Raw genomic sequence first — 25,850 nt, forward strand, 5'->3', positions numbered from 1 at the left:
TAAACCATCTTCAGAGTCAGAAGACACTTTAACCAATCGGCAAGGTCATCCCGTAACAGACAATCAAAATATGAGAACCGTTGGGAATAGAGGACCAACTACGCTTGAAAACTACGATTTCCTAGAGAAAATTAGTCATTTTGATCGTGAACGCATTCCTGAACGTGTCGTCCATGCGCGCGGGGCCGGAGCTCACGGTTATTTTGAAGCCTATGGCACATTCGGTGACGAACCCATTTCCACTTATACAAGGGCAAAATTATTTCAGGAAAAAGGAAAAAAGACACCTGTTTTCGTTCGTTTTTCTTCTGTGATTCACGGCGGTCATTCACCAGAAACATTGCGTGACCCTAGAGGATTTGCGATTAAATTTTATACAGAAGAAGGCAACTGGGATCTCGTGGGGAACAACCTCAAAATTTTCTTTATCCGAGATGCTTTGAAATTCCCTGATTTGGTTCATGCCTTTAAGCCTGATCCTGTCACCAACCGTCAAGACGGCGAGCGTATTTTTGACTTCGTCTCGCAATCACCTGAAGCGACGCATATGGTGACATTTCTCTTTTCACCATGGGGCATCCCAGCAACCTATCGGCACATGCAAGGCTCAGGTGTCCATGCCTACAAATGGGTGAACCATGAAGGAAAAGCAGTGCTGGTCAAATATCACTTTGAACCGAAGCAAGGCATTCGCAACCTGACGCAAGAACAAGCTCAAGCGATTCAAGGAGAAAACTTTAATCATGCCACACAGGATTTGTATGAAGCCATTGAGCAAGGAGATCATCCTGAATGGGAGGTATATGCGCAGATCATGGAAGATGATGCCCATCCTCACCTTGACTTTGACCCGCTTGATCCGACAAAGCTTTGGTACAAGAATGACTATCCATGGAAACCGATTGGACGAATGGTGTTAAACAAAAATCCAGAAAATTATTTCGCAGAAGTCGAGCAGGTCGCCTTTGGGACTGGCGTTCTCGTAGACGGTTTGGATTTCTCAGATGATAAGTTGCTTCAAGGGCGCACCTTCTCCTATTCTGACACGCAGCGATATCGTGTGGGGCCAAACTATTTACAGCTGCCGATCAATGCACCGAAAAAGCATGTGGCCACGAATCAAAGAGATGGGCAAATGGAATACCATGTCGATCAAGGCAAAGAGCAAAACCCTCATGTGAATTATGAACCATCGATCCTCGGCGGATTAAAAGAAGCCAAGCAGGATGGAAAAGATCATACGCCTTTTGTAGAGGGTGACGTCAAACGAGAAGCCATTGACCGCCCGAACAACTTTGGCCAAGCCGGAGAAACGTATCGCCGTTTCAATGATTGGGAACGTGAGGAACTGATTAAGAACTTAGTCAACACCCTTGCGACCTGTCAAAAAGACATTCAAGAGCAAATGATCGAAAACTTTACAAAGGCTGACCCTGATTACGGAAAGCGTGTCGCTGACGGCTTAAAAGCCTTCAAACAAGAACAGCCAAGCGGACCTATAGGCTCTACAGGCGCCGCACAAGCTGTGGACGAAGCGATTAACAACAGCACACCATCAGATCCTTATTAAATAAAAAAGAATGCAGCGCCTAGGCTGCATTCTTTTTGTATTCATCGATTAAGCGTTTTGACCCTTTTTGATCCATTCTGCTACATTGACTGTACGTTTTGCTTGATGTTTTGCAGCAGCTTCTGCATCCTCTTGGATCTTTCCGTTTTGGTCAACAGTGACACTCACGCCATAAGGGTTGCCCCCTGCACCGTATAACGAGTCATCTGTGTATCCAGGAGCGGCAATAATCGCTCCCCAGTGGAACATCGTTGTGTAAAGGCTAAGAATGGTCTGTTCCTGCCCGCCATTTGGGTTTTGTGCAGAGGTCATCGCACTCACTGCTTTGTTTGCTAATTTCCCTTGGAACCATAAGCCGCCAGTTGTGTCTAAGAATTGCTTCATTTGAGCCGGTAGGTTACCAAAACGTGTTGGCATGCTAAAGATGATAGCATCTGCCCACTCTAAATCACTTAATTGAACCTCTGGAACATCCTTTGTTTCGTCTAAATGTGCTTTCCATGCTGGATTTGATGCTACAACTGCTTCTGGTGCCAATTCAGCAACCTTTAATACCTTCACTTCTGCGCCAGCTTCTTTCGCTCCAGCTTCAGCCCATTTTGCCATCTGATAGTTTGTACCTGTTGAACTATAATAAATAATCGCTAATTTTACGTTTTCCATTTGTTCCATCTCCTTTTGTTTGGTTTGCCCAAAAAGCTTCTGTAAAAATCCCACCTGTATTCCCCACCTTCATTAAAATTGACGACGATACCATAATGCCGCAGCATCGACTTCTTCTCTCGTTAGCTGATGTCCGCGATTTTCCCAATGAAGCGTAACTGAAGCGCCTGCGCCTTGCAGCAACTGCTCGAGCTCCTGTGATTCTTCTGGACGGCACATTGGGTCATTTTTACCAGCTGCTATAAAGACTTGTTTCCCCGCTAATGAAGGCAATGAAACCCCGCGTCTTGGGACCATTGGATGATGCAGGATAGCTCCTTTTAACGCATCCTCGTAATGGAATAAAAGACTTCCAGCAATGTTTGCCCCATTAGAATATCCGATAGCCACCACATTGTGACGATCGAACCCATATTCATCTGCTGCTTCTCCGATAAATGTATATAGTTCCTCTGTACGCTCAATTAAATCCTGCTCATCAAATACACCCTCTGCCAAACGCCTGAAAAAGCGCGGCATACCGTTTTCCAACACATTTCCTCTCACACTAAGAACGGATGCGTCAGCATCTACTAAATCGGCAAGCGGCAATAAATCTTCTTCCGTCCCGCCAGTACCATGCAGTAATAACAAAACAGGTCTTTGTTCATTCTTTCCTTTTCGAAAAAGATGCTTCATCATGAATCTCCTTTCCCTTTAATCTCTCTCACTTCTATTGGCAGCACAATTTGTTCAATCTGACTGCGCTGCGCCTCATATTGCGGTGGCAGTTTCAATGCTTCACCCATTGTTTCCACTGATTCATCGTGTGCAAACCCTGGAGGATCAGTCGCAATTTCAAATAATATGCCGCCAAGCTCTCTAAAATAAATAGCATTGAAGTAATTTCGATCTTGCACAGGTGTCACTTGATACCCGCTTTGCGCAATATGTCTTTGCCAATCTAATTGATCCTGATCATCTGTCGCTCTCCATGCAATATGATGCACAACCCCAACACCCATACGTCCGCGTGCAACAGGTGTCTTGTTCACATCAATCACATTGCCTATCTCACCAAACGAACGGAATCTCACATAGTCCTCTTCTGCTCCAACTCGTTCAAAACCCATTGTTTGTTCTAGCAGCTGCATCGTTTGCTCCGGCTGTGATGTTAACAAAACAGCTCCGCCAAATCCTTTTATCGCGACATCTGGTGTGACCCCGTTAAATGTCCACTCATTTTGTTTTCCCTCCGCTCGTTCTACTAGCTCAATCAACAAGCCGTGTGGATCTTCAAATGAGAGAAAGGCTTCATCAAAGCGTTCAACCATTTCATAAGAAATATCAAACTGCTCAAGACGTTCCTTCCAGAAAGAGAAAGCGCCTGGCGGTACAACATATGTCGTCACGCCCACTTGGCCAGCGCCAATTTGTCCCTTTTGAGCACCTGGCCAAGGGAAAAACGTGATAATCGTCCCCGGAGATCCTCCTTCATTTCCAAAATATAAATGGTACGTACCTGGATCATCAAAATTAACGGTCTTCTTCACGAGACGAAGTCCTAAAATACCTGCATAAAAATCAACGTTCTCCTGAGGATGCCCTACAATTGCTGTGATATGGTGAATTCCTTCTGTTTTCTTCAATTCTAATGACCTCCTAATCATGAAGTACAAGCCTCTATTCATTATGTCTTTACTGACGTCTTTATATTATCTCGAATTCGAGATATTAAATCAAAAAAATATATTTATCTCGAATTAAGGATATGATGTTTTTAAATAAATGTCAACGGTTTTTGTTTTCCCTTTTAAAAAAGCAGGTCTGCTTTTTACATAACAGACCTGCTCTTCCTTGATTATTGCAGTAATTTTTTCTTTTTTAAATAGGCTTTCGCAACCTGAAATGCATCCTTACCTCTCACATTTACTTCATAATTCATTTCTCTCATCTCATCATCTGTGATTTGACCACCAAGCTTATTGAGAGAGGTCTTGATCTCAGGGAACTCAGTTAATGTCTCCTGTCTTAGCAGCGGTGCTCCTTGATATGGCGGGAAAACATGCTGATCATCATCAAGCACCTTTAATTTGTATTCCCTCAATTCACTGTCTGTCGAATACGCATCGACTAAATTGATATCTCCTTTTTGAATCGCTCGATACCGAAGCTTCGGTTCCATCGTCACCACATCGTCAAAGGAAAATTGATAGGTCTTTTGAATACCTAGATACCCATCCTGTCGATCAGAAAATTCTAAGGTGAATCCAGCCTTTATGCGATTCTTGATCTTGCCTAGATCTGAAATATTGGATACATCATATTGATCAGCCAGCGACTGAGGCACGGCTAAAGCATACGTATTGTTGTAAGCCATCGGCTCAAGAAGGCGGAGCTGAAAGGATGATTCCAAACCACGCCGCGCTTGCTCATACACTTTTTCTTTATCTGTGCTTTTCGCTGTTTGTTTGAGGAACTCAGAAATCGCAGTACCGGTAAACTCAGGATAAATATCAATATCACCAGACCGTAAAGCTTGAAAAACAAAGGACGTCTTGCCAAGACCAGGCTTAAGATTGACTTGAATATCCGTATCCTGTTCAATTAAAAGCTTATACATCGAGATCAGGATTTCAGGCTCTGATCCTAACTTTCCACCGATGGTGATTTCTTTCTTTTCTTGTTGAAACAGTAATGGGCCCGCGACAACTGCTCCTGCAATCACAGCAAAAACCGTCACAGAGATCACAGTCTTTTTAAAAGAGATTTTCTCAAAAGTGCGCAGCACCACATCAAATAAGAGTGCGAGTAAGGCAGCTGGTATAGCCCCAATGACAATGAGCGACATATCATTTCGATCAATTCCCAGCAAAATCAGACTTCCTAACCCCCCAGCTCCGATCAGTGCGGCAAGAGTGGCAGTTCCCACAATGAGAACCATCCCGGTTCTGATACCTGCCATGATTACTGGCATGGCCAAAGGCAGCTCCACCTTTAATAACCGTTTGCGGTGATTCATTCCCATGGCAAGCGCCGCTTCTCTCAGGGAAGGGTCGACCTCCTGAATGCCTGTATATGTATTTCTTAAAATAGGGAGTAAGGCATAGACGACAAGCGCAATAATGGCAGGCACTTGTCCAATCCCAACGAGAGGAATCAACAAGCCAAGCAGCGCGAGCGACGGAATTGTTTGCAAAACCGCCGTCACCCCAATCACCCACTCTGCAAGCTTTGGCACCCTCGTTAAATAGATACCTAATGGAATGGCAATCAAAATGGCTAAAAATAAAGCAATAAACGAAATTTGAATATGCTCAAGTAAGGCGTGTCCCAATTGTTCTTTTCGGTCCAATAACACACTGATCCAATCATTCATGTGACTCGCCCCTCTCTCTAGGAGAATCAGCTAAAAACTGAATCACCGCTTGACGATTCACTAGTCCAATTCGCTCCCCGTCCTTTTCTACAGCCAATTCCTCATGCTTTGCCAATTGGGATAAGACATTATCCAGCGTGGCATGTGCTGTGATCACTTCATAGCCTAAAAGAGACTCATGAGCCATTGGTCTAGCCATGGCCTCTAGCTCAAACGCTTGATGTCCCACATGGCGAGCAGCCCCTGAAACAAACTCCCGAACAAAAGCATTGACTGGGTGTTGAACCAATTCCTCTGGACGACCAATCTGCACCACTTCCCCTTCCTTCATGATACAAATTCGATCACCAAGCCTCATCGCTTCCTGCATATCATGCGTCACGAAGACAATGGTCTTTTGAATACGGCGCTGCAAATCAAGCAGATCATCCTGCAATTTCTCCCTCGTTAGTGGATCTAACGCACTAAAGGGTTCATCCATCAGGACAATCTCAGGATCAGCTGCAAGTGCACGTGCCACACCGACACGCTGCTGCTGTCCACCAGATAGCTCTGATGGCTTTCGAAGTCGATACATAGCAGGATCAAGCCCAACCATCTGCATCAATTCATCCACCCGCTTATTGGTCTCATTTCGGCTCCACTGTTTGAGCTCTGGCACCACGGCGATATTTTCTTCAATGGTCATATGAGGAAAAAGAGCAATTTGCTGCAGAACATACCCAATTTCCCAGCGCAGCTCATACATATCATAATCATTTATTTTTTGACCCTTTATGTAAATCTCACCTTCTGTAGAAGAAATGAGACGATTGATCATTTTCAATGTCGTCGTTTTCCCGCTTCCACTAGGTCCAATAAATACAAAAAATTCACCTTTCTGAATCTCTAAATCAACCGATTGAACGGCATAGCGCTCATCAGAAAATTGCATCGATACCTTCTTAAATTCAATCATCTTCCCACGCCCTGACTGCAATTATTTTCTAGACTATCAATATGACAGATTGACCCCGTATTTGTATAGAACAAACTGTCACTTTCTCTCTCTTTTACATACTTCCCCTAGGATGCCCGCCAAAAACAGCTCTAGCCAATTCGGATGAGATTCTTAGTGAAACAAATAAAAAAAGCGAAGAGCTCGAGGCTCTCCGCTTTTAAGTCAACGACTTACTCACCAGTAACGTATGGAAGTAATGCCATTTGACGTGATTTTTTAATCGCTAATGTCAATTTACGTTGATACTTAGCGCTAGTTCCTGTTACACGACGAGGTAAAATTTTACCACGCTCAGAAACAAACTTTCTAAGAAGATCAACATCTTTGTAATCGATGTGCGTGATACCGTTAGAAGTAAAGAAACATACCTTACGACGTTTCGCACGACCGCCTCTGCGTCCACCTGCCATTTGTTTTCACACCTTTCCTTTAGTCAATTTTTCAGATCAATTAGAATGGCAAATCATCATCGGAGATGTCAATCGGTTTACCATCATTCGCAAATGGGTCATCATTGAAGCTATTTCCCTGATTACGATTTTGTTGGTTGCTCTGATTGCCATATGGATTTTGATTTGGTTCATTTCCGAATGGATTCTGATCGTTTTGGCTACCGCCATAATACTGGCCTCCGCTATTGCCACCGCCGCTGTATCCACCTGAACCAGCACCGCCGCTCTTAGGCTCAAGAAATTGAACACTTTCAGCTTGAACCTCTGTCACGAAGACACGCTGTCCTTGCTGATTTTCATAGTTTCTTGTCTGCAAACGACCGTCTACACCGGCAAGACTTCCTTTTTTCAAGAAATTAGCCACGTTCTCGGCTTGTCTTCTCCAAGTAACACAGTTAATGAAATCGGCTTCACGCTCTCCAGATTGATTCGTAAACGTACGATTCACAGCTAGAGTAAACGTGGCTACAGCCGCACCATTAGGCGTGTAGCGAAGCTCAGGGTCTTTTGTTAGTCTTCCGACCAATACAACACGGTTTAGCATATTGAAAGACCACCTTTAAATATATATTTCAATGATTTATACTTCTTCTTTAACAACAATGTGGCGAATGATATCGTCACTGATCTTAGCTAAGCGGTCAAATTCTTGAACTGCTGCAGCGTCAGATTGAACGTTTACGATTTGGTAGAAGCCTTCACGGAAATCGTTGATTTCGTATGCAAGACGACGTTTACCCCAATCCTTTGTTCCAGTGATCTCCGCACCGTTAGAAGTTAACACGTTATTGAAACGCTCGATAACTGCTTTTTTAGCCTCATCGTCAACTGTTGGGCGGATGATGTACATAACTTCGTACTTTCTCATCTGATTGCACCTCCTTTTGGTCTAAGCGGCCCTAAACGGGCAAGGAGCAATAAATTATATTACTCACAATTGTATATTATAACAAATCTCTTGGCCTATGACAAGAACCTATACATTAAAACGGAAATGAATGACGTCTCCATCTTTCACTACATATTCTTTACCTTCTAGACGGACTTTTCCAGCCTCTTTTGCAGCAGACATGCTTCCACCAGCAAGTAAATCTTCATATGCAACCGTTTCAGCACGAATAAACCCACGTTCAAAGTCCGTATGAATGATTCCAGCACATTCCGGTGCCTTCATTCCTTTTTTAAACGTCCAAGCGCGTACTTCCTGCTCACCTGCTGTGAAATAAGTAGCTAAACCAAGAAGTGAATAAGATGCTTGAATCAGCTGATCTAGACCTGACTCTTTGATGCCAAGCTCTTCAAGGAACATCTGCTTCTCTTCTCCTTCAAGCTCTGCAATTTCAGACTCGATCTTCGCACAAACGACGATGACTTCAGCATTTTCACCAGAAGCAAACTCACGGATTTGCTGCACATATTCGTTACCGTCATGATCCGCTACTTCATCCTCACTCACATTTGCTACATAAAGAACTGGTTTAGATGTGAGTAAATGAAGCTGTTTCACAAGCTTCTGCTGCTCATCTGTAAATTCTACAGATCTTGCCGATTTCCCAGCTTCAAATGCGTCCATTAGCTTCGACAAAATATCAAATTCAGCTACCGCTTCCTTATCCTTTTGTTTTGCAAGCTTACTCACACGAGCCAAACGCTTTTCAACTGTTTCTAAATCAGCCAAAATTAATTCTAAATTAATGGTTTCGATATCTGACACAGGGTCAACCTTACCTGATACGTGTGTGATGTTATCATCTGCAAAAGCTCTCACCACGTGACAGATCGCATCTACTTGACGAATGTGAGAAAGGAATTTATTCCCTAAACCTTCACCTTTAGAAGCCCCTTTGACAATACCGGCAATATCAGTGAATTCAAAAGCAGTCGGAACTGTCTTTTTCGGCTGCACCAATTCTGTTAGTTTTTGCAAACGCTCGTCTGGAACTTCTACAATTCCGACGTTTGGATCAATGGTACAAAACGGATAGTTAGCAGACTCCGCTCCAGCCTGTGTAATTGCATTAAATAGCGTTGACTTCCCGACGTTAGGTAAGCCAACAATACCAGCTGTTAAAGCCATTCTTTCATCTCCTCTATATCAAACGTGCTCGTTATACTGCGTAATATGAACCTAGAGCAATTATAAGTAGGTTTACATGAAAAGACAAGCTAACCGTTATGCATTATCAATAGAAGAAACATTGCCAAAAAGGATAAATCAGTGCTTTAAAACGCGAATTCACACCTGCTTCTTCTATACAAAAGACGAATTTCATCAAAAAAGCATGAGGCCTACTTAAGCAGTTGGCTCCTCATGCTTGACGAGAATTTTCTTCATTTTTCGTTCAAAGTCTCTTCTTGGGATCATCACGCTGTGCCCGCAGCCTTCACATTTAATGCGAATATCCATGCCCAATCGAATAACTTTCCACCGATTGACACCACATGGATGGGGTTTCTTCATTTCAACGACATCATGTAACCCAAACGCTTTGTCTGCCATCAGCCTTCACCTCTCTTGCTCACTTCATTGAATCTATTGTACAAAAAAACGGCGATGAAGAGCAATGTACAAAACAAAGAACCTCTTTCAATCATTCATCCTATTCTTTTTTATAGAAAAAACCCTTCTTTTAGATCATTTTATTTGTGACCAATAGTTACTTAAACTCCGCTTTTTTTCAATATTGTCACAAACACTGTAGGTCAAAAGGTTTTTATTGGTAGAACGCTGTGGTTTTTCCATATTTTTTGATTTATGATATCTGCATAAATGTTATGTGAGGGAGCAGGTACGATGGTCAATCGAAAGGATAGATTAACTGATAAAGAATATAAAATCATATCCGATCATGCTGGAAACATAGACAATTACCAGCAGCACCATACGATAGAAATAGGTCAGCAAACGCTCACTGTCCATGATTTTCTCAAGGTCGATCATCAATTATATGGTTTAACGATGCAGCCGGAACAATCAGACGAGTTCATCGTCGCTTTTCACTGTCCGCAGCCAAATCAAATGCCGGTGACCTCGCCACAAGATGTACACACCGCGGCACAGTCATTGCTTAAAACGGATTATGCCTATCCCATTGAAAGGAAGTCCCTTGATGGCAATCAAGATCATGTCTTTTTTAAAGGAAAGGAATACATAGAGCAAGTCTGTCAGCAGCATCCAAATGCAGGTATCTATCTCACTGGACAAGCCCTTGCCGGTGCTGTTTGTGCTTATGTTGCAACAGAACAGCCAGCTGTCAAAAAAGCCGTCACCTTTGATAGCCCAAATATATGGAGCAGTCTGTCGCCTGCGATTCAGCAGAAAGCGCAGCAAGGTCAATACACACGGATATTGACTGAATATATTCAACCTAGTCATTATGTAGGTTTACTCAATCGTCATGATCATGGGGTTGGTCAAGTCAAGTATACTGTACCGCCACGGCAGCAAGACGCCATCCAAGAACCCGTTAAATACAAGAAAAGAGAAATTGACACCTTTTTAAAATCAGCTTTTGCGTCTATGAATATAGAATGGAACGAATCCTTTGATACAAATGCTTTTTTAGCTCTTATTTCTGGGAGTTACAAAGTAAATGGGTATTCATTCCACACAGATGGGTCTGCCCGTATTTTAGATGAACAGCTTGATCATAATACAAGTTTTACAGCCATGCTGTTGCAAGAAATCCATTCTGGACGTGCATATGCACAAAGCGGCCTTGAAATTATCATAAAATCCCATTTACTGAAAAATTCATCCTACGATCTCCAAAGCGTGATTGAACATGAAGTACACACTATATTTGAGAAAATCGATGGGATCGATGAAAGTGTAAAAGACGCCGTCCAGCATGTAAAACAGGAGCTCAAAGGACTCGTCGGCTTTGGTCACTATGATTTACTAAGTCCTAGTGATGTGGAAGCACTAGTAGAGGAAGTGAGGATGGAACAACATCATTCCTCCTTTTATTCACACGAAAAACAGCTGAATGCCTTGTACACCCTGAGAGATTACGAACAAGAACTTTCTACCCTTTCAAGACATATGTACACAATGGGTGATGACTACGCCAAGGCAGATAGACGCCTTGCGATGCAAATGGGTATTCATTAAGAAAGGAGTCATCGCATGATCAATCAAAATAAACCTCCTAGTGACGCTCAGCGTTTCTTGCAAAATGTGAGTGCCCGCCGATCCATGTCTGTATTTGAAAATCAATCGGCACCGCAAACACAAACGCAGTCCCCAGAAGAAATGGCCGCAATTCAGGCCATACGCAGAGAAGGACAGCGAAAGGATCTAAAACGGCTGCTCAAAATGCGCCTCCATGACGAATTAGCAAACACTCGCGTGCACTTGGAGTATCAATTGTCTAAAACCGAAGATATGATCAACCAGACGACCATTGTCAAACAACACATCTCTCAGCATTTAAAAGGACAAGCCATTTCAGAATTAGAGGAACGCCTTCAGCGTCTTAAGCAAATGCCAGTCTATGATGATATCAAAGACGCCATTGATTCTATTCGTATAAAATAAGCACAGCTCTGACAAAGAGAGGTGCTTATTTTATTTTATCAATATAATTTTTAGAGCGGGAAAATATCTTTTTACTTAAAATCGGATATAGCATTAAACAGACAAGCAAATAAAGATTCAGCAAACTATATATCGGATACAAGAAAGCAATCAAATCGGCAAACCCAAGAGATGTTAAAGGCGCCATCAAAAGAAGCATCACCAGCACAACCAGCCAGCGAGGCAATGGTACAAAAGAGAGCATCCGGCTGGATAAACCAAATAAACCTGCCGCTGTCGTCGTATAAATAGCTAGACAAAGGACAACGGTCATAAACACAAACAATGATGTCGGCGCTCCTTCTAATACTGTAAACAAAGGAATGCCTTCTGCTGATAGGCTCCCAGAAATATCAACCAGTATTTCGTTATACACGTACGAGATGACCCCAAAAATCAGGCCGCTTAATATACTCGCCACTTTGGCCTCTCCAAGCCCCTTCATTTCTTTCCCAACCGAAGACAATACTGCGACAACAGATAATATATTCAAAGAAGCAAAGACAATGCTGGCAGGCCAATTGTACTGCTGCCCAAAATCAATCCGCCACATATGATCATGGTTCATATAATAAAAAACAAACGCATAGATGAGCCCCGCCACCAAAATTGGTATAATGAAAGCATTCACAGATAAGAGCCCTTTCACATCCCAGAAAAAAATCATAAATGAAAACAGACAAAATGCACCGATGCCAATCCAAAATGGCACATGATACATCTCGAGTGTCACCCCGCCACCGGCAATCATGACTGTCGTTGTCGTGAATAAATAAAGGACAATTAAAACGTCATACACTTTAGCCAGCCATGGACCGACAAGCCGCTCTAGCACTGGCACAAAGTGATCGGCACGTACCTCATAACTGATTTTCAACACCACATAGGTAGACAGCATAAACATCAATGTAAACAGTAGAATGGCTAGTCCGCTATCAATGCCAAAAAACTGCCAAATTTCTTGGCCGGAAGCATACCCCGCTCCTATTAAGCTTCCTAAAATTAAAAGCGTCCACCTTGAACCAGCCTTCCACACAATCATCACCTCATAGGTATAGAATTAAGCTTGTTTCCGTATACTGTTACTAACTACTATGACAAGGAAGTGAGACCTATGAATAGCAAGAACGGTCTTTTTTTTAGAAATAGGGTGAAAGAATACGTGTCCCATACGGATACAAACGCCATTCAACAGCTTAAAAGTATTTTATTCTCGCATCTTCAGAAAGCAGGAAAAAGACCCATTGCCATCGTTTGTATTGGAACAGACCGCTCAACAGGCGACTCTCTAGGTCCACTTGTTGGTACAAAACTTTCAGGTCTTGATTTGAAAAAGCTTCATGTATATGGAACGCTCTCTGACCCAGTTCATGCGGTCAATTTAAAAGAAAAGCTCGCTGAAATTGAACAAGCTCATAAACATCCGTTTATTGTAGCGATTGATGCCTGTTTAGGAAGAGTGAAAAGTGTAGGCTCCTTCCAAATTGGAGATGGCCCGTTAAAGCCTGGGGCGGGTGTACAAAAGGAGCTGCCAGAGGTAGGAGATATTCATATTAATGGAATCGTCAATGTGAGCGGTTTTATGGAATACTTCGTTCTCCAAAACACACGTCTTCATCTTGTCATGTCTATGGCCAATACACTTTCTGAAAGTCTATCTCACATTGATCAAATGGATTGGACAAGAGAAAAAAACCGGTCCCTTTTCGCTCCTATTCAAAATATCACTGGGAGAATATAAAAAAGACCATCTCGTATCAAGATGGTCACTCTGATGATTCTCTCGTAGAAAGCAATTCGAGGATTCTTTCTAAATCTTCGTTGGAGAGAAATTCAATCTCAATTTTTCCTTTTTTCTTCTGTTTCTTGATCGTCACTGAAGTGCCAAAGTAGTTTTGTAAGAAAGACTCTCTTTCTTTCAACACTCGATCCTTTGGTGCTTCTTTTTTCTTTGTTTCACGTGGAACATTTTCGTTTAACTGCTGAACAAGTTTCTCAACCTGGCGTACGTTTAACCCCTCATCCACGATTTTCTTTACCAATGGCGCTAGCTTATTTTTGTTTTTCAAGCTAAGCAATGTTCTTCCATGTCCCATCGATAATGTTCCATCTGCAATCAGCTTTTGTACTTCATCCGGTAAAGTCAAAAGACGGAGATGGTTCGCAATATGCGGTCTGCTCTTCCCTAATCGCTTCGCTAATTCCTCTTGCGTCACACTTAGATGATCTAGTAAGGAAGCATAGGCTTCCGCTTCTTCTAATGGAGATAAATCCTCGCGCTGCAGGTTTTCTAAAAGGGCAATCTCTCTCATCAGCGTTTCTGAGAATTCTCTAACGATCGCAGGAATTGTTGTCAGACCAGCTTGTTGCGCTGCACGAAAACGGCGCTCTCCTGCTACAATGTCATATCCTTTAATCGATTTACGGACAATGATCGGCTGTAAAACACCGTGCTGCTGAATTGATTCTTTCAGATCAGACAATGCATCATCATCAAACGTTTTCCTTGGCTGATAAGGGTTCGGACGCAAATCCTTTAATTTGATTTCTTCGACCGTTTCTTCATTTGAGTCTACATGGTTAAATAGTGCATTAATACCCTTTCCAAGACCTTTAGCCATTCGCATCCACTTCCTTTGCTAAGTCTAAATAGACATCTGCACCTCTTGAACGTGGATCATACAAGATAATCGGCTTCCCATGACTAGGCGCTTCACTCAGTCTCACATTTCGCGGAATCACGGTCTGATAGACTTTATCTCTAAAGTATTTCTTCACTTCTTCGATGACCTGAATCCCAAGATTTGTTCGTGCATCAAGCATTGTCAGCAAGACACCTTCAATGGCAAGATCAGTATTTAAATGTTTCTGCACGAGACGAACTGTGTTTAACAATTGGCTCAATCCTTCAAGCGCATAATATTCACACTGTACCGGGATTAAAACGGAATCGGATGCTGTTAACGCATTAATCGTCAGTAATCCGAGTGATGGCGGGCAGTCAATAATCATATAATCATAATTTTGCTTAACAGATTCAAGTGCTCTCTTCAATCTCACTTCACGTGAAATCGTAGGCACAAGCTCTATTTCAGCCCCTGCAAGCTGTATCGTCGCAGGAATGACATCAAGATTTTCGACCTCTGTCGTCTTAATCACATCAAGGACATCTGCATCATCAACTAAAATATCATACACACACTTCTCTACGTCGGCCTTCTCAATCCCAATACCACTCGTGGCATTGCCCTGCGGATCAATATCAACTAACAACACTCGTTTACCTATGTATGCTAAACACGCACTCAAATTAACAGAAGTTGTCGTCTTCCCGACGCCGCCCTTCTGGTTGGTAATCGCTATGATTTTCCCCACGATGTCACCCACTTTCAACTTAACAAGTTTCTCATTTTATTCATACTTCCTATTCTATCAAAAAAAGTATGAAACGTTTGCTTTTTTTGTTTCTCCATTATATATTCGTCAGCAAATGTCTATTTTCGTACATGAAAGGACGAACCAAAACGGATTAAAAAATATATCGATATATCTTTTTGGTGGAAAAGACAAGCATAAAAAACCCTCACTTTCATCAAAAGTGAGGGGCACATGTCAAAAATGTAATCCACCAATTTTACGGCCTTCGTTCACAATGACTTTAGGAGTCACTGTATGATAGCTTCTCTTTTTTAAGAATCCGTAGGGGGTTTTAATGGTATATGTCGCATGTCCCAAAGCGTCACCTGTTTTGGCATAGGCCTGCCACACAATCTTTGAACAATAAGTCGGGTCCAGTGATTGAATTGACAGGGTGATGGAGTATCGAGCCTTTGGATGAGTTTTCACATAATCGTGCGCCCATTCCCCTGCCAGGTCTGCTGTTTCCTCTTGATTAATCCGAATTACCTTTGTATTGGCATTATAGCGAAACCAGTTAAGAATGGAATCAAGCTGAGGATGCTGTCGAAACCCTGGAATAGAAGCAAAGCTTTTCTCATTAATGACGATACCTGCATGTCCAACGATACCCTTCAAAGCATCAGTACTTGTCACCAATATATCTCCTTTTTTAGGCATAATATCGGTACCAGGATACGGCTTTCCTAAAAGGTGCTTGATGGTGTGCGGCTTTTCATCCGTTACCAACTCATCCTGCTTGTTTTGTTGTAAGCCATAATCCTTCAAATCATCCTCAGCTGAAATCAAGTCAATTGTGTCGTCCTTAGACTCATGCTCATGATTTAATTGCTGTAAAGTGACCTCCTTAGAAACAACACCTTGTTTCTTCAGAACGTTCAGTTCTTTTTTGGCCAGCGGGCTTTCTTCTGCAGGAGCCGTTGGCGAATTCACAGCAAATATGGTTGTTTCATTTGTAAAAAGAGAAAAAGAAAATAGTAAATAACAAATAATAACAAATTTCGTCTTTTTCATTTTCATCGAGTCATGTCACCTCCTTTCTTCTATGAAAATCACATTTTACCAATTTATCAATAATAAGTAAATATAATGTGGAACCAATAAAAAAAGCTGACGAGTGGCTCTCATCAGCTTTTTTCTATTTAGGAATCCGAATCGTTAATTGGATATATTCCTCAAACTCTTCTTCCTCGGTATTTATTTTAAGCCCGCTGTCTTCTACCATATGGAGAGACTGACGAATGGTATTCATCGCAATTCGTGTATCACGACTAAACGCCTTACGTTTTGGCTTCGGTTTGCGATCTGTTTTTTGTTCAAGCATTTTCACTACACGCTCTTCAGTCTGTTTTACATTCAGCTGCTTTTCGATGATTTCCTGCAATAGCGCGATTTGTAATTCTGGAAGCTTTAGGGGTACAAGTGAACGTGCATGCCTTTCAGAGATTTTTTTCTCTAAAATGGCCTGTTGTACCTCTTCAGGCAACTTTAAAAGTCTTAATTTGTTTGCAACAGTTGATTGTCCCTTGCCTAAACGCTGAGCAAGCGCCTCCTGTGTTAAATCATGAAGCTCTAAAAGACGTGCATAAGCATGAGCCTCTTCAATAGCAGACAGCTCTTCCCTTTGCAAATTTTCAATCAATGCCACAGATGCCGTTTCCGTATCAGTAAAGTCTTTTATAATAGCGGGGATTTTCTCCCATTGAAGAGTCTGTACCGCTCTCCAACGTCTTTCGCCGGCGATCAGTTCATATTTACCTTCTTCTTCTGTTGGTCTGACAACAATAGGTTGGATAATGCCATGGGTATGAATCGTCGTGGCCAGCTCATGTATCTTTTCTTCTGAAAAAATGGTGCGTGGCTGAAAACGGTTTGGCATAATTGTGTCGACCGGGAGCTCCTGTATCTCTTCCTTTAATGTATCATGCTCAGCAATCTCTGCCTCTATTTCGGTTTCACGCTCAGGATGTTCTTTGTCACCAAGCCCGAAGAAGCGTGAGAGTGAATGCTTCATGAACCTACACCACCTTTAAAAACTACCTTTTTATAATTCTATTTTCTCATGTTTTTTCCTTCTGTAAAATCTTAAATATTGAAGAAAAACCGACCTTTTACATGATCAACCTTCTATTGGTGATTTATTAGGTGTTCCTGGTTTTCTAGGATATTTTTTTGGTGTTTGCTTTTTCTTTTCAATGACAATGATGTTCCGTTCGCTTTCTTCTAAAGGAAGAACAAAGGAATGCTTTTCAACAACCTCTCCTCCGAGGACAGTAACAGCTTTTTTCCCTGCTTGCATTTCTTCATCAGCGGCAGATGCTTTTAATGCAACAAACAATCCTTCCTTTTTTACAAGGGGCAGACATAGTTCGCTCAAGACGGATAAACGCGCAACCGCTCTAGCAGTGACAAGATCATAGCTTTCACGCTTTTCCTTACGTTGTCCAAACGTCTCCGCACGATCATGATAAAAAGTAGTATCTTGTAAGTTTAACCCTTTTGCTAACTCATTGAGAAACGTAATTCGTTTCTGAAGAGAATCAACAATGGTTACATGTAGATGAGGGAAGCAAATTTTAAGAGGAATGCTTGGGAAACCAGCACCAGCTCCAATATCGCAAATCGTCGTCACTTTGTGAAAATCAATAAAAAATGCTGCTGAAATTGAATCATAAAAATGCTTTAAATACACTTCTTCCTTTTCAGTAATGGACGTTAAATTCATTTTCTCGTTCCATTCTACAAGCATGCGGAAGTAAGTTTCAAATTGTTCAAGCTGCACAGGAGAAAGAGTCATTCCTTTCTCCTCTAGTGCTGCTGTAAATTGTTCAATGTTCATGCCGACATCCTTTCTATTCTGCTATCTTCGCAATACGTCCCTGCTCTAAATATACTAAAAGGATAGAAATATCAGCAGGGTTAACGCCTGAAATACGAGAAGCCTGTGCAACAGAAAGCGGTCGGACTTCTTTCAGCTTTTGTTTCGCTTCAGTTGCAATCCCTTTGATGGCATCATAATCAATACGATCAGGAATCTTTTTGTTCTCCATCTTTTTCAGCTTTTCAACTTGTTGGAGTGACTTTTCAATATATCCTTCGTATTTAATTTGAATCTCTACCTGCTCACACACATCAGAAGGAAGTGGTGTTTCAGCAGGAGCTAACGTCACAACAGATTCATAGTTCATTTCTGGACGCTTCATCAAATCACTTGCACGAATACCGTCCTTCAGCTCACTTCCACCAAGTGAACGAATAAATTCTTGTGTCTCTGCTGTAGGTTTGATGATGACAGAATATAAACGTTTTTTCTCTGCTTCAATGGCTTCTTTTTTCTGCTGGAATGTCTGGAATCTTTCTTGAGAAATTAATCCAATATGATAGCCAAGTTCAGTTAATCTTAAATCCGCATTGTCATGACGAAGAAGCAAACGATACTCTGCACGGGATGTCAAAAGACGGTAAGGTTCATTTGTTCCCTTTGTGACAAGGTCATCAATGAGAACACCGATATATGCATCAGATCGGCTTAAAATGACTTCTTCTTTACCCAATGCTTTTCTTCCTGCATTAATACCTGCCATAATTCCTTGACCTGCTGCTTCCTCATAGCCAGATGTACCATTAATTTGGCCCGCTGTATATAATCCAGAAATTTTCTTCGTCTCAAGTGTAGGCCACAACTGAGTAGGCACAATTGCATCATACTCAATGGCATAACCCGCTCTCATCATTTGTACATTTTCGAGCCCTGGGATGGTGGAAAGCATGCGCTGCTGTACATCCTCTGGAAGACTTGTAGACAATCCTTGAACATACACTTCCTGCGTATTACGACCTTCTGGCTCTAAGAAAATTTGATGTCTCGGTTTGTCATTGAAACGAACCACTTTATCTTCAATGGAAGGGCAGTATCTAGGACCAGTTCCTTTAATCATACCTGAATACATTGGAGAACGGTGAAGATTCTCATCAATAATTTGATGTGTTTCTAAACTCGTATATGTTAACCAGCATGGCAGTTGGTCTGTAATATATTCAACCGTTTCATAGGAGAACGCCCGCGGAACATCATCACCTGGTTGAATTTCTGTTTTACTATAGTCAATCGAGTGACTATTCACTCGAGGAGGTGTTCCTGTTTTAAAGCGAACCAAATCGAATCCTAACTCTGCTAGGTGATCCGATAATTTGATTGATGGCTGCTGGTTATTAGGACCACTTGAATACGATAGATCCCCTAAAATAATGCGGCCTTTTAAGAAAGTCCCAGTCGTTAATACAACAGACTTCGCACGATAGTTTGCTCCTGTTTGGGTAACGACACCTTTACATTCATCATCTTCTACAATTAAATGATCCACCATACCTTGAAGCATTGTCAGGTTCGGTTCATTTTCCATGGTTTTTTTCATTTCATGCTGATATTGGAACTTATCTGCTTGCGCTCTTAACGCACGGACAGCAGGTCCTTTCCCCGTATTCAGCATGCGCATTTGAATATGCGTCTTATCTATATTTCGTGCCATTTCTCCGCCCAGTGCATCAATTTCTCTAACGACAATCCCTTTTGCAGGACCGCCTACGGACGGATTACATGGCATAAAAGCAACCATATCGAGGTTGATAGTCAATACAAGTGTTTTAGCGCCCTGTCTTGCAGAAGCAAGAGCAGCCTCAACCCCAGCATGACCGGCACCCACGACGATTACGTCATAATTGCCAGCTTCATAACCCATTTCTTATGTTCCTCCCTTTACTTTCCTAAACAGAATTGAGAGAATAGCTGATCAATCAAGCTTTCATGAACAGCATCTCCTATAATTTCACCGAGCTGTTCCCAGCAGCGTGTTAAATCTATTTGAACAATGTCGATCGGTACGTCCATTTCAATGCCTTCAAGAGCATCCTCAATTGATTGTTTTGCTGCCTGAAGGAGGGCAATATGCCTTGTATTACTTACATACGTTAAATCTCCACTTTCAATTGATCCAGTGAAGAACAGTGATTGAATCGCCATTTCAAGCTCATCAATGCCCTTTTCTTGTAATAATGATGTGGTGACGACCGGACGATCCTTCGCTAACTGCTTGACCTTTTCTACATCAAGCTTAGGCTCAAGGTCTGTCTTATTCACAATCACGATGATATCCATACCTGAGACAGCCTCAAAAAGCTTCATATCTTCTTCTGATAATTCTTCGCTATAATTGAGCACAAGTAAAATCAGGTCAGCTTCTTTTAAGACCTGTCTAGATCGTTCAACCCCTATACGCTCAACAATGTCCTCAGTCTCACGTATACCCGCAGTATCGACTAGACGAAGAGGTACACCTCTTACATTCACATATTCCTCAATGACATCTCTGGTAGTTCCAGGAATATCTGTGACAATCGCCTTTGTTTCCTGTACAAGGCTATTCAGCAAGGAAGACTTTCCAACATTCGGCCTTCCTATAATCACAGTGGATAAGCCCTCTCGAAGGATTTTCCCTTGCTGAGAAGTCGAGAGCAGCGACTCAATTTCTTTTTTGACCGATGTCGCTTTTTCCACTAAGACGCGATGTGTCATTTCTTCAACATCGTCATACTCAGGGTAGTCAATATTGACTTCAATATGCGCCAGTGTTTCTAGGATCTCGCCGCGCAGTCGCTGAACCAAACCGGAGAGACGTCCCTCCATTTGAGTGATTGCTACGTTCATCGCACGATCAGTCTTTGCCCGAATCAAGTCCATGACAGCCTCTGCTTGCGAAAGATCTATTCTTCCATTTAAGAAAGCACGTTTTGTGAACTCACCTGGCTCCGCTAATCTTGCTCCTTCTCTTAAAGCAAGCTGCAATACTTTATTGACCGTTACAATTCCGCCATGGCAGTTAATCTCAATAACGTCTTCTCTCGTAAATGTTTTTGGCGCTCGAAGTACTGACACCATGACCTCTTCTATTACTTGATCAGTACTTGAATCCACAATATGACCATAATGAATTGTATGGGAATCCACTGATACAAGTTTTTTCTCCTTAGGCCCTTTATACATCCGATCAGCGATCTGTACCGCATCAGGCCCACTTAAACGAATAATCGCAATTGCTCCTTCACCCATCGGTGTAGAAATGGCTGCAATTGTATCCATCACTCAATCACCTCTTTCTCTACTTAATAGACAGTCTTTTATCTATTAAATGGACGTTGTCCATCTCTATATTAAAAACGCTTAATCCAAAATTTAAAGATACCATAAATGAAAGCGAAGTGAAAGTATCCCATATCTAATTATCCACAGCTTTGCATCCTATCTATTTTAACACTTAACTTATCCACATGTGAATAACGACGTTCTAAACTTACCTTCACATCTTACACCGAAATCCAATAAATTTAAACGCCCTGATCCCTTTGCTTACTTGTAAAAATGGCGTTTTCCACTCATATCACACACTAATTTTTTAGAAATAAAGGATGAATCTTCTATAGAAAGACAATTTTTCAATAAAAAAAGACTAAAATCCAGCTTTGCTGAATTCTAGCCTTTCTGTTATTTTTTATACAGCACCACAACATGACGCTTGCTGCCTGTATCTTCCGATGCCGTTGCAAGTTCTTTAGAAAATGCGGCGATCGTATCATGAATTACTTTTCGTTCATTAGAAGGCATTGGTTCTAAATGAACCTTTCTCTTCGTTTTTAAAACTCTGTTTGCTGTCTTGATGGCATATTGTTCAAGTGCTTCTTGTCGCTTCTTCCTATAATCTCCAATATCAATGGTAATATGATGATACTGATCAGAATAGCGATTAAACACTAACTGTACCAATGTTTCTAAAGAGTACAAAGTTTGTCCTCTTTTTCCAATCATTAATGACGTTTTATCTCCATCAATGTGGAAAGAAATCTTTTTCGGTTCCTTTTTGGAAACAATCTTCGCTTTAGGATCAATTGATTTAACAATATTATCTAAATACTGTGTAGCTAATTTAAGAGCATTTCTCTTTTCTATCAACTTGACTACAGCTTGTCTTTTGCCAAATAATCCTAAGAAACCTTTATTTCCTTCATCAACTATTGTGATATCTACTTCTTCTTTTAGAAGCTGAATTTGTTTAAGTCCGGAATCTACTGCTTCTTCGATTGTGCGACCGACAGCAGTTATTTCCTTCATTTTTTATTCCCGCCAGCTTTTTCTTTTGTATCCAATTTTACTTGAGGAGTTTTAATCACTAATGTTTGGATGATCATGAAAATGTTACCTACAACCCAGTACAATGAAAGTGCTGCTGGGAAACTAATGGCAAATACAATGATCATAATCGGCATAACCCATAGCATGATAGCCATTTGAGGGTTGTCCGAAGGATTTCCAGCCATCATCAGTTTTTGCTGAATGAAAGTAGCTACCCCCGCAATGATCGGTAATAGGAACAATGGATCTGGACTGCCTAAGTCAAACCATAAGAATGTATGCTTTTTAATTTCTGCTGTTCTCATAATCGCATGATAAAAACCAATTAGGATTGGCATCTGAATTAAAATCGGGAAACATCCAGCTAATGGATTGACGCCATTTTTTTGGAAAAGGGCCATTGTTTCCTGCTGAAGCTGCTGCTGAGTTTTTTGGTCTTTAGAGCTATATTTTTCACGAAGCTTTTTCAATTCAGGCTGCAATGCTTGCATTGCTTTTGTACTTCTTAACTGCTTAATCATTAATGGTAAAATGAGCAAGCGGATTAACAGTGTCACAATAATGATCGCAACCCCGTAGTTTTCACCAGTCAAATTTGCCATGTACGTGATTAATTGAGATAGCGGGTAAACAATATAAGAATTCCAGAATCCCTTACTATCTGATGTGATTGGTTCATTGATTTGTGTACATCCTGCCAATAGAACCAACACGCCAATCAAGCTAAATATTAGTAATAATCGCCTTTTCAACAAGATTCCTCCCATTACTTCAAACTTTATTTAAGTTGGAATTGATTACGAAAGTGACTCACCTAATCAGTATGGTAACATTTTTTCATTACAAAGTGGTGGTTTCATTTTAATTCACTAGATGAAGGAAGCGCTTTTAAAAATTGATTCAACGAAAGTTTCTATTACGAAGACTTTTTAGGTTGTTGTTGATAAACAGCGGATTTTCTAAATAAATGTTGGAGAGACTTCTTTGTTTCTTCAAAGGTCAATTCACTTGCTGGTTTTCTTGCAATGACAATGTAGTCTTTTTCTTGCTTTAACTTATGACCTTCCTCTAAAAACACCTGGCGGATCAGTCGTTTAATTCGATTTCTCATCACTGCATTACCAATCTTCTTACTGACAGACAATCCCAAACGCAGTTCATCTTGATTTGGTTGATCCAGCTGGTAAATAACGAATTGACGATTCGCCATTGATTGACCTTTTCTGAACACTTTTTGAAACTCTTCATTTTTTTTTAGCCTGTTTCGCTTCTTCATGTTTTCTTCCACTCCGATAAAAACTGACAGTTCATTTACGATTTTATGTAAAAAAGACCACTGACATTATTCAGTGGCCTAAGCTGATAATTTTTTTCTACCTTTGCTGCGGCGTCGCTTTAAAACTAGACGTCCGTTTTTAGAACTCATACGGCTGCGGAAGCCATGAACTTTACTACGCTTACGGTTATTTGGTTGAAACGTTCTTTTCATTTATGACACCTCCCTGAGGAATAGCTGTTTAAGACAGTCTAACTCATTATATTTGTGTAACCCATCGATTGTCAATATCAATGATAAAACTCTTATTATCAACCTTATAAGCATAACATAATTTATCAAACGAAGAAACCTTCTTTTTCAGTTTCCAGCATTTTATTCTTTTTTCCTCCTAAAAGGCCTGCAAAACAAGGGTGTGGATATTTTTCCGGCATATTTAGACTATCCACATCCATTATCGACATTTTTTTCACACAAATAACCGATGTGGATAATTATTTTTCAACAGGATGTAAAGTGTGTGGATAAGTTTGTGACACCCATTGCACCATCTTGTTTATTTTGATATTATATTTGTGTTTTAACTCTTAATTACTTATCTGACCTATTTGCGTTATCCACAAATTGTGGATAAGCTGTGGAAAGATATTACACAGGCTGTTGAATTATTTATCCACAGACTGTGTAATTTGTCGAAAAGACGTTTTTCTACTATATTATTTGTTTTCAACAACGTATGTGCACGAATGGTGATGACCATTTGCTCTTTTTCGTGTTCTATAACAGTTTGATATTGGTCATTTTATAAAGAAAAGGAGGGGGGAGAAGCCTTATGGAAAATATTTTGGATCTGTGGAATAAAGCACTTCAAAAAATAGAGACAAAGCTGAGCAAACCCAGTTTTGAGACATGGATGAAATCGACAAAAGCCCATTCTCTTCAAGGCGATACGCTTACAATTACTGCACCTAATGAATTTGCTAGAGACTGGCTGGAATCAAGATATCTCCACTTAATTGCTGATACCATCTACGAACTGACAGGTGAAGAGCTCAGCATTAAATTTATTATTCCTCAAAATCAGGATGAAGTAGAAGCCATGCCAAAGTCTCCAATTAAAAAAATGTCTAAAGAAGAGGCCGTTGATATTCCACAAAATATGCTGAATCCAAAATATACATTTGATACTTTTGTTATTGGTTCAGGCAACCGATTTGCGCATGCCGCTTCACTTGCAGTTGCGGAAGCACCGGCAAAAGCATATAACCCGCTCTTTATTTATGGGGGCGTTGGTTTAGGAAAGACTCACTTGATGCATGCGATTGGTCATTATGTCATCGACCATAATCCATCAGCCAAAGTGGTCTATCTATCATCTGAAAAATTTACAAATGAATTTATCAACTCAATCCGAGACAACAAAGCTGTCGATTTCCGTAATCGCTATCGGAATGTAGATGTGCTTTTGATAGATGATATTCAATTTTTAGCAGGAAAAGAACAAACACAAGAAGAGTTTTTCCATACATTCAACACACTTCACGAAGAAAGTAAGCAAATCGTCATTTCTAGTGACCGGCCGCCGAAAGAAATTCCGACACTTGAAGACAGATTACGCTCTCGATTCGAATGGGGCTTAATCACAGACATTACCCCGCCAGATTTAGAAACACGTATTGCAATTTTGCGAAAAAAGGCAAAAGCAGAAGGCTTAGACATTCCGAATGAAGTCATGCTTTATATTGCCAATCAAATCGACAGCAACATTCGTGAACTGGAGGGTGCTTTGATTCGTGTCGTTGCTTACTCTTCTTTAATCAATAAAGACATCAATGCGGATCTAGCAGCTGAGGCCCTAAAGGACATCATTCCTTCATCGAAGCCAAGAGTCATTACAATTAAAGATATTCAAAGAATTGTAGGGCAGCAATTTAATATTCGCTTAGAGGATTTCAAAGCGAAGAAACGTACGAAGTCAGTTGCTTATCCAAGACAAATTGCCATGTATCTCTCTAGAGAAATGACCGATTCCTCTCTGCCTAAAATAGGAGAAGAATTTGGAGGTCGTGATCATACGACTGTCATTCATGCTCATGAGAAGATTTCGAAATTAATGGTTGAGGATGAACAGCTTCAGCAGCATGTGAAAGAAATCAAAGAACAATTAAAATAACCAAGCTGATATAATAAGTACGGGAAAATGTGAATAACTAGAGCATAGTCATACACAGTCTGTCCACATGTGGATAGGCTGTCTTTCCTTTCTTTTTACCGACTTATCCACATATTCACAAGCCCTACTATTACTTCTACGATTTTTATTAATAAAATATATATACATGTCATTAAGAA

General features: G+C 41.0%; 27 protein-coding genes. 5 read left to right on the plus strand and 22 right to left on the minus strand.

Annotation, left to right across the window (positions count from 1 at the left end; translation table 11 throughout):
- The first annotated feature begins 70 nt into the window (after positions 1–70).
- Positions 71–1,570, plus strand: a complete 1,500-nt coding sequence (gene katX / locus C6344_RS14325; RefSeq protein WP_231135476.1) for a catalase KatX — start codon at positions 71–73, stop codon at positions 1,568–1,570.
- A 48-nt stretch (positions 1,571–1,618) separates the two neighbouring features.
- Here katX and wrbA read toward each other — a convergent pair whose 3' ends face one another.
- The 10 genes from wrbA to C6344_RS14375 form a co-directional block, all read right to left on the minus strand.
- Positions 1,619–2,233, minus strand: a complete 615-nt coding sequence (wrbA, locus tag C6344_RS14330; RefSeq protein WP_003215063.1) for an NAD(P)H:quinone oxidoreductase — start codon at positions 2,231–2,233, stop codon at positions 1,619–1,621.
- Between the two features lie 72 nt (positions 2,234–2,305).
- Entirely contained in the window at positions 2,306–2,914 is a 609-nt protein-coding gene (locus tag C6344_RS14335) for an alpha/beta hydrolase (protein ID WP_142393298.1), read from the minus strand.
- Complete coding sequence (locus tag C6344_RS14340; protein WP_189313028.1) at positions 2,911–3,882, minus strand: ring-cleaving dioxygenase; 972 nt, start codon at positions 3,880–3,882, stop codon at positions 2,911–2,913. The genes C6344_RS14335 and C6344_RS14340 overlap by 4 nt, the downstream gene beginning before the upstream one ends.
- Positions 3,883–4,073: 191 nt before the next feature.
- Positions 4,074–5,591: an ABC transporter permease/substrate-binding protein gene (locus C6344_RS14345; protein ID WP_106036338.1), complete on the minus strand. Its 1,518-nt coding sequence runs from the start codon at positions 5,589–5,591 to the stop codon at positions 4,074–4,076.
- A complete protein-coding gene (locus C6344_RS14350) occupies positions 5,584–6,549 on the minus strand; it encodes an ABC transporter ATP-binding protein (RefSeq protein WP_106073038.1) in 966 nt (321 codons plus the stop codon). Before C6344_RS14350 ends, C6344_RS14345 begins: the two co-directional genes overlap by 8 nt.
- Before the next feature lie 212 nt (positions 6,550–6,761).
- Positions 6,762–7,001, minus strand: a complete 240-nt coding sequence (gene rpsR / locus C6344_RS14355) for a 30S ribosomal protein S18 (RefSeq protein WP_008347556.1) — start codon at positions 6,999–7,001, stop codon at positions 6,762–6,764.
- A gap of 40 nt (positions 7,002–7,041) precedes the next feature.
- Entirely contained in the window at positions 7,042–7,587 is a 546-nt protein-coding gene (gene ssbA, locus C6344_RS14360) for a single-stranded DNA-binding protein SsbA (protein WP_034660649.1), read from the minus strand.
- 36 nt (positions 7,588–7,623) lie between these two features.
- Positions 7,624–7,911: a 30S ribosomal protein S6 gene (rpsF, locus tag C6344_RS14365; protein WP_003215073.1), complete on the minus strand. Its 288-nt coding sequence runs from the start codon at positions 7,909–7,911 to the stop codon at positions 7,624–7,626.
- Positions 7,912–8,019: 108 nt separating this feature from the next.
- A complete protein-coding gene (gene ychF / locus C6344_RS14370; RefSeq protein ID WP_034660650.1) occupies positions 8,020–9,120 on the minus strand; it encodes a redox-regulated ATPase YchF in 1,101 nt (366 codons plus the stop codon).
- 216 nt (positions 9,121–9,336) lie between these two features.
- The gene (locus C6344_RS14375) at positions 9,337–9,543 is read right to left on the minus strand and encodes a DUF951 domain-containing protein (RefSeq protein WP_012011910.1); all 207 of its coding nucleotides are present in this window, start codon (positions 9,541–9,543) and stop codon (positions 9,337–9,339) included.
- 294 nt (positions 9,544–9,837) lie between these two features.
- Between C6344_RS14375 and C6344_RS14380 the strand changes: the two genes are divergently transcribed.
- Both C6344_RS14380 and C6344_RS14385 read left to right on the plus strand, forming a co-directional pair.
- A complete protein-coding gene (locus C6344_RS14380) occupies positions 9,838–11,157 on the plus strand; it encodes a hydrolase (protein WP_066031463.1) in 1,320 nt (439 codons plus the stop codon).
- A 15-nt stretch (positions 11,158–11,172) separates the two neighbouring features.
- On the plus strand, positions 11,173–11,583 hold the full coding sequence (locus tag C6344_RS14385; RefSeq protein ID WP_060597704.1) for a hypothetical protein: 411 nt from the start codon (positions 11,173–11,175) through the stop codon (positions 11,581–11,583).
- Positions 11,584–11,608: 25 nt separating this feature from the next.
- On the opposite strand, the gene C6344_RS14390 is transcribed toward C6344_RS14385, so the two are convergent.
- Positions 11,609–12,664: a YkvI family membrane protein gene (locus C6344_RS14390; RefSeq protein ID WP_080869565.1), complete on the minus strand. Its 1,056-nt coding sequence runs from the start codon at positions 12,662–12,664 to the stop codon at positions 11,609–11,611.
- A gap of 72 nt (positions 12,665–12,736) precedes the next feature.
- Here C6344_RS14390 and yyaC point away from each other — a divergent pair, with 72 nt between their 5' ends.
- Positions 12,737–13,363 (plus strand): spore protease YyaC, encoded by a 627-nt coding sequence (gene yyaC, locus C6344_RS14395; protein ID WP_106073039.1) that lies wholly within the window; start codon positions 12,737–12,739, stop codon positions 13,361–13,363.
- A gap of 25 nt (positions 13,364–13,388) precedes the next feature.
- On the opposite strand, the gene C6344_RS14400 is transcribed toward yyaC, so the two are convergent.
- The 11 genes from C6344_RS14400 to rpmH all read right to left on the minus strand — a co-directional run bounded on the left by C6344_RS14400 (position 13,389) and on the right by rpmH (position 23,711).
- The gene (locus C6344_RS14400) at positions 13,389–14,243 is read right to left on the minus strand and encodes a ParB/RepB/Spo0J family partition protein (protein WP_060597705.1); all 855 of its coding nucleotides are present in this window, start codon (positions 14,241–14,243) and stop codon (positions 13,389–13,391) included.
- Positions 14,236–14,997, minus strand: coding sequence for a sporulation initiation inhibitor protein Soj (gene soj / locus C6344_RS14405; protein WP_034620351.1), 762 nt, complete (start codon positions 14,995–14,997; stop codon positions 14,236–14,238). Before soj ends, C6344_RS14400 begins: the two co-directional genes overlap by 8 nt.
- Positions 14,998–15,234: 237 nt before the next feature.
- Positions 15,235–16,059, minus strand: a complete 825-nt coding sequence (locus C6344_RS14410) for an orthopoxovirus pf05708 family protein (protein ID WP_106073040.1) — start codon at positions 16,057–16,059, stop codon at positions 15,235–15,237.
- Positions 16,060–16,177: 118 nt separating this feature from the next.
- A complete protein-coding gene (noc, locus tag C6344_RS14415) occupies positions 16,178–17,053 on the minus strand; it encodes a nucleoid occlusion protein (protein WP_034660661.1) in 876 nt (291 codons plus the stop codon).
- A gap of 105 nt (positions 17,054–17,158) precedes the next feature.
- On the minus strand, positions 17,159–17,878 hold the full coding sequence (gene rsmG / locus C6344_RS14420) for a 16S rRNA (guanine(527)-N(7))-methyltransferase RsmG (RefSeq protein ID WP_034660662.1): 720 nt from the start codon (positions 17,876–17,878) through the stop codon (positions 17,159–17,161).
- A gap of 13 nt (positions 17,879–17,891) precedes the next feature.
- Positions 17,892–19,778, minus strand: a complete 1,887-nt coding sequence (gene mnmG, locus C6344_RS14425; protein ID WP_066031461.1) for a tRNA uridine-5-carboxymethylaminomethyl(34) synthesis enzyme MnmG — start codon at positions 19,776–19,778, stop codon at positions 17,892–17,894.
- Between the two features lie 17 nt (positions 19,779–19,795).
- Positions 19,796–21,175, minus strand: coding sequence for a tRNA uridine-5-carboxymethylaminomethyl(34) synthesis GTPase MnmE (gene mnmE / locus C6344_RS14430; RefSeq protein WP_060597707.1), 1,380 nt, complete (start codon positions 21,173–21,175; stop codon positions 19,796–19,798).
- Between the two features lie 402 nt (positions 21,176–21,577).
- Complete coding sequence (gene jag / locus C6344_RS14435) at positions 21,578–22,201, minus strand: RNA-binding cell elongation regulator Jag/EloR (RefSeq protein WP_066031460.1); 624 nt, start codon at positions 22,199–22,201, stop codon at positions 21,578–21,580.
- A complete protein-coding gene (gene spoIIIJ / locus C6344_RS14440) occupies positions 22,198–22,980 on the minus strand; it encodes a YidC family membrane integrase SpoIIIJ (RefSeq protein ID WP_095286180.1) in 783 nt (260 codons plus the stop codon). The genes jag and spoIIIJ overlap by 4 nt, the downstream gene beginning before the upstream one ends.
- Before the next feature lie 158 nt (positions 22,981–23,138).
- Positions 23,139–23,498: a ribonuclease P protein component gene (rnpA, locus tag C6344_RS14445; protein WP_034660668.1), complete on the minus strand. Its 360-nt coding sequence runs from the start codon at positions 23,496–23,498 to the stop codon at positions 23,139–23,141.
- 78 nt (positions 23,499–23,576) lie between these two features.
- On the minus strand, positions 23,577–23,711 hold the full coding sequence (gene rpmH, locus C6344_RS14450) for a 50S ribosomal protein L34 (RefSeq protein ID WP_008360908.1): 135 nt from the start codon (positions 23,709–23,711) through the stop codon (positions 23,577–23,579).
- Between the two features lie 619 nt (positions 23,712–24,330).
- Here rpmH and dnaA point away from each other — a divergent pair.
- Positions 24,331–25,671 carry a chromosomal replication initiator protein DnaA gene (gene dnaA / locus C6344_RS14455; protein ID WP_034660669.1) on the plus strand — a complete coding sequence of 447 codons (1,341 nt, stop codon included), beginning with the start codon at positions 24,331–24,333 and terminating at the stop codon, positions 25,669–25,671.
- The last annotated feature ends 179 nt before the right edge of the window (positions 25,672–25,850 follow it).

The organism is Bacillus sp. GBSW19 (assembly GCF_002998655.1).
In the GTDB taxonomy this organism is placed as follows: Bacteria; Bacillota; Bacilli; order Bacillales; family Bacillaceae; genus Bacillus.